The organism is Vreelandella sp. L-15 (assembly GCF_056857635.1).
Genome location: NZ_JBSXNN010000102.1, coordinates 1 through 5,338, shown reverse-complemented (window position 1 = coordinate 5,338; position 5,338 = coordinate 1). Strand labels below are relative to the sequence as shown.

The window sequence follows — 5,338 nt, the reverse complement described above, 5'->3', positions numbered from 1 at the left end:
TGCTTCCAAGACGATTGCCCGAGGGAATGGCTTGGTTATCGCCGTAAAAGTCCCACAGTGGGGATTTTTACGGTGGCGAACCAACTCATATCCCCCAGGTCTCACATCGTCTCCACAGACGTAACTTTCCGAGTGCCCCTCGGTAGGTCGTGTCGACGTGAGTAGTATAGCACTGTGCAAATCATCAGCAAGGGCATCCTGCGGATGCCGCGCTATCCATCCGCTCACTAAAAGTAAGCGGTTTTTCGCGCTGATTGATAATGTATGTGGACCGCAGGAAGCCACCGTGCCCAACGCCAACCGCCGCAAGCTGCCTATTGGCATCCAAACGTTTTCAGATATTCGGGAAGGAAATTATTACGGCAAAGCGCTTGGTCAGATCAAACACAAAGGCAATGTTTTATGCTGCTGGTTCTTCTTGGTGTGGTTTTGCCGTCAAGTCCATACCCAGTGCACGCATGACGGCCAACATCGTCTTCAGCGTTGGATTGCCTTGCTCGCTGAACGAACGATAGAGCTGCTCACGGGAGAGGCCGGTTTCGCGAGCAAGCTCTGTCATTCCTTTAGCGCGCGCTACGATACCCATCGCTTTAGCAACATAAGTGGCATCTCCGGTTTCCAGCGCATCAGCGAGAAAGAGCGCGATGGCTTCATCGTTCTCTAAGGCTGCTGCTGGGTCATAGTCGTAAATCTTATCGCTCATGATTCCTCCCATTCTGCTGCCAGACGCTGCGCTGTATCGATATCGTTTTGCTGAGTGCTTTTATCGCCACCACACAACAGGATGACAAGCTCATTACCGCGTTGTTTAAAATAGACACGATATCCTGGGCCATGATGAATACGCAGTTCACTGATGCCTTGACCAACGGGTTTTACATCGCCAGTCAATCCGTTGGCCAGCCTGAAAATACGGGCGGCAATCAGTGCTTTGGCGCGCGAATCGCGGAGCTTGCGTTCCCACCGTCGGTAAGTGTCGGTTTGTTTAATAGCGAGCATAAAGATATTGTAGTTCTTAGACTACATGCGTGCAAGGCATGAAAAAATGGGGTTGCCCAGCGAGTCAGTGCCGTGCGCAAAGTATACTACTGAGAAGAAGCCTGATACGTCTCTTCCAGCATGGATTCAAGCTCAGGCCATACGTTATCTAGGATAATGGGTTGGGCCTCGGCAGTGGGGTGAATACCATCGCTCTGCATCAGCTGTTTATTAAGCGCGATATCTTCCAGCAAGAAGGGCACCAGCGGAATATCGTACTCATCCGCGAGCGAATGAAAGACACTGGTAAATGCATCGCGGTAGGCTTGACCGTAATTAGGCGGAATATCGATACCCAGCAACAGTACCTCAGCATCGGCTTGTTGGCTCTGCTCAATCATGGTGGCGAGATTGGCGCGCATTTGGGCCGGTGGTAAACCGCGCAGGCCATCGTTGCCGCCCAGCTCTAAAAGAACGATACCCGGCTGCTGCTGTCCGATAATATCGGCAAATCGCTGGGCACCGCCTGAGGTGGTCTCGCCGCTAATGCTGGCATTGACGACGTGCGCTTCACCGTCAAGGCGCTCTGCCAGCAGCGTGACCCAGCCCTGCTCCTGCTCAATACCGTACGCCGCGCTCAAGCTGTCGCCCATCACGAGGAGCGTTGGTAGGTGCTCTTCAGACGTGTTGGCGTATAAAGGGGCAGCACCCAAGAATATGATCAGCATGACGGCGCTAGACACACCACGCCGGGTGGCCGTTTGCCCCCGCTGAAAGGCCAGTGTCTGACGAAACAGTTTTTGAATTGCTTGTTTTTGAATTGCTAAAGGGAATCCACGTTTCATGCCTCACTCCTCTGACCCAATATCCAATACCACGACCCAAGATGCGGCTTCGTCCAACACCGACTCATCAGCGGCCCAGAAGGTTCCCCATGAAGCGGTGAGCCAGCCAGTGCTGCACGCGGAAAAGCTGGCCAAACGAGTGACCAGCGGTGAACGCACGCTAACCATTTTACACGACCTGTCGTTAAGCGTGGCGGCGGGGGAGAGCGTGGCTATTTTGGGTAAAAGCGGGGCGGGTAAGTCGACGCTGCTAGGCCTGTTGGCCGGGTTGGATACGCCCAGCGACGGTGAGTTGACGCTTTTCGGCCATGCGCTGAGCCGCCTGGATGAGGATGGCCGCGCCGCACTGCGGGCAGGGCGAGTGGGGTTCGTGTTCCAAAACTTTCAGCTGTTGCCGACCCTCAGCGCGCTGGAAAACGTGCTGCTGCCGCTAGAGCTCTCTCCACGGGCCGGAGAAACCCGTGCTGCCCAGCAGTGGTTGGAGCGTGTAGGGCTTGGCGAGCGGACTTCCCACCAGCCCAAACAGCTCTCTGGCGGTGAACAGCAGCGTGTCGCCATTGCGCGTGCCTTCGTGACCGACCCTGAGCTGGTGTTTGCCGACGAGCCGACAGGCAACCTGGACCCGGATACCGGCGCGCAGATCATCGACCTGCTTTTCACGTTGAATAAAGAAGCGGGCACGACGCTGATTCTCGTCACCCACGACCACGCCTTAGCGCGCCGCTGCGACCGCTGCCTGCGCCTGACCAACGGCCAGCTCGTCCCGTTCGAGCCAGCCCCAGCCAACAGCGGGGAAGGCGATGAGTGATATCAACTGGCGTTTGGCCGCTCGGAGCTTAAAGCGCGACCTGCGTGCGACGGATGTACAGGCGCTGTTTGTGGCGCTGGTTCTGGCGGTGGCCGCGTCCACCATGATTGCCTTCTTTCTTGATCGCTTGGAGCGCGGCCTTGAGCGCCAAGCCGGGCAGATGTTGGGGGGCGATTTAGTGCTTGAACAGCGCGACCCTTTCCCTGAAGAGCTGCGCAATACGCTAGAGCAGGCGGGTTTTACACTGAGCGACCAAGTGGATCTGGTCTCCATGATCAGCCAGGGGGAGCGCTTCCAGCCCGCCAGCCTCAAAGCGGTGGATGACGTGTACCCGCATTACGGTGTTTCTCACGTAGATAGGGGCAGCGGCGTCGAGCAAATCGCCTCTGGCCCACCTGCAGGCGAAGCCTGGGCAGACCCACGGTTAGCCGAGCTGATTGAGATAGAGATTGGCGACCGCGTGCAGGTGGGGCAAACGGAGCTGACCATTAGCGGGATTATCGAGCGCGAAGCGGACCAATCCGCTGGCTTTGGTAACTTCAACCCGCGCTTGATGCTCAATACCGCTGACCTTGAAGCCACTGGCCTAGTACAGCCAGGGTCACGTATTGAGTTTGAACTACTGGCCGCCGGGCCGCCCGCCGCGTTAGATCAGGTGCAAGGCTTGTTGGCACAGCTACGGCGTGATGGGGTAGAAGTGCGTGATGTGCGGGTAGACCGCCCGCAGTTGGGTAACGCCCTGCAACGTGCGGAAAGCTACTTAGGCCTTGCCGGGTTAGCTGCGGTACTGTTGGCTGGGGTGGCGGTTGCTATGTCGACCCGCCGCTACGTAGAGCGTCACCTGGATACTGCTGCGCTGCTGCGCTGCTTTGGGGCCAGCCAGTATCAGCTTGTGACAATTTTCAGCCTGCAACTCATTGGGCTGGCATTAATGGCCTCCCTCATTGGTGCGCTGCTGGGCTTGGTCGGCCAAGCGGTGCTGCTGTGGCTATTGACTAGCTTTCTGCCCATGACGCTGCCACCCCCTGGCATTATGCCGCTGTGGCTCGGCATCTTCACCGCGCTGGCGGTGCTGGTCGGGTTTGCAGGCCCAACGCTGCTGCGTATCAAGCAGGTGAGCGCGCTTAAAGTCCTGCGCCGAGAGCTGGACCCGTTACCGCCCGCCGCTTGGCTGGTGGTGGGGGTGGCTAGCATCGTGTTTGGTGGCCTGCTGTGGCTCTATTCAGGCAGCTTCCCTCTGGCCTTGGCGCTTCTGGTGGGTGGCTCGGCTTTATTGGCGCTGCTGTGGGGCGTGAGTTCTTTATTGCTGAAAGGTTTGCTTCGCGCTGTGCAGCGCCTTAAGGGCGGCGGCGAGTGGGTTCAGGCATTTCGCTTGGGCGGGCGTCAACTGGCCCGCCGCAAGCAGGCGGGGCTTGGCCAACTGCTGGCATTTTCGGTCACGTTTTTTGCCATGGCGATGATCGTCCTGGTACGTGGGGATCTGCTCACTACTTGGCAAGATCAACTACCAGAAGACACCCCCAACTACTTTGCCATCAACATTCAGCCAAGCGAGCGGGATGCGTTTGAGCAAGCGGTGGCACCACGGGTCGATACCCAAAGCACGCTCTACCCTATGGTGCGCGGGCGCATCACTGAGATTAACGGCCAAGCGCCCAGGGAGGCGGTACCCGCCGATGCCCGAGGCGACAACTCGCTGCGCCGTGAACTTAACCTGACGTGGCAATCCGAACTACCCGAAGGCAACCAAGTGGTCGCAGGGCAGTGGTTCACACCCGCCAGTGAGCCAGAAGGCTGGATGAGCGAAGTGGACGCGACGCCTTCTAGCGACTCAGAAACTGTTCCCATTTCGGTGGAGGATGGTTTGGCTGAGCGTCTTGGTTTGGGCTTAGGGGACGAAATCACCTTCGCCGTAGGCAGCGACAGCATCAAAACGCGCATCGAAAGCCTGCGCAGCCTGAACTGGGATAGCTTTAACCCGAATTTCTTCGTGATCTTCCCGCCCGGCGTGCTGGAATCGTTCGGCCATAGCTTCATTACCGCTTTCCATCTGCCAGACGAAGAGCAGGGCTTGGTGCGTGAGCTGGTCAGCGACTTCCCCGGTGTCTCACTGCTCAACGTAGATGCTATTCTAGGGCAGGTGCGCGATGTGTTGACCCAGGTAACCCGCGCGGTGGAGCTAGTGCTAATCCTGGTGCTGTTGGCGGGCGTGAGTGTGCTCTACGCCGCGCTTACCGCCAGCCGCCCGGTACGCGCCCACGAGAGTGGCCTGCTGCGGGTGTTTGGTGCAGGCAACCGGATGATCTCCCGCGTGCAAGGGGCTGAATACGCGCTGCTCGGATTCGCCAGCGGCCTGCTAGGGGCGGTCCTGGCGGAACTGGCTACTGCCGCGCTCTACCTCTACTGGCTCGATTTAACCCCACGCCTGCACCTCGGCCTATGGCTAGCACTCCCCATTGGCGGCGCGCTGCTGATAGGTGTCATCGGCCATGCGCTCTCCTACAGCCTGCGTAGACAAGCCCCGGCGGCAAGCTTAGGGCTGCTAGGTGAAGCTTAATCTACAGCCTTGACATCCTCCCCTCCCTCAGCTTGCGCTGCCGTCTAGCGACGGAAAGGAAGGGGATTCCCAGGTTGTTACCTTCCTGGTTTCTGCTTCCAAGACGATTGCCCGAGGGAATGGCTTGGTTATCGCCGTAAAAGTCCCACA

The 5,338-nt window shown here is 58.2% G+C and carries 5 protein-coding genes; 2 read left to right on the top strand and 3 right to left on the bottom strand.

Translation table 11 applies throughout. The features are described 5' to 3' along the window. Positions 1-400 precede the first annotated feature (400 nt). The 3 genes from AC13CY_RS16560 to AC13CY_RS16550 form a co-directional block, all read right to left on the bottom strand. Positions 401-703, bottom strand: a complete 303-nt coding sequence (locus tag AC13CY_RS16560; protein WP_054641079.1) for an addiction module antidote protein — start codon at positions 701-703, stop codon at positions 401-403. Then, the gene (locus AC13CY_RS16555; RefSeq protein WP_044630744.1) at positions 700-999 is read right to left on the bottom strand and encodes a type II toxin-antitoxin system RelE/ParE family toxin; all 300 of its coding nucleotides are present in this window, start codon (positions 997-999) and stop codon (positions 700-702) included. Before AC13CY_RS16555 ends, AC13CY_RS16560 begins: the two co-directional genes overlap by 4 nt. A gap of 86 nt (positions 1,000-1,085) precedes the next feature. Further along, entirely contained in the window at positions 1,086-1,706 is a 621-nt protein-coding gene (locus AC13CY_RS16550) for an arylesterase (protein ID WP_062363545.1), read from the bottom strand. 115 nt (positions 1,707-1,821) lie between these two features. Here AC13CY_RS16550 and AC13CY_RS16545 point away from each other — a divergent pair, with 115 nt between their 5' ends. Both AC13CY_RS16545 and AC13CY_RS16540 read left to right on the top strand, forming a co-directional pair. Beyond that, entirely contained in the window at positions 1,822-2,631 is an 810-nt protein-coding gene (locus tag AC13CY_RS16545; RefSeq protein WP_062372788.1) for an ABC transporter ATP-binding protein, read from the top strand. Next, a complete protein-coding gene (locus AC13CY_RS16540; RefSeq protein WP_483052814.1) occupies positions 2,624-5,188 on the top strand; it encodes an ABC transporter permease in 2,565 nt (854 codons plus the stop codon). The genes AC13CY_RS16545 and AC13CY_RS16540 overlap by 8 nt, the downstream gene beginning before the upstream one ends. Positions 5,189-5,338: the final 150 nt, after the last annotated feature.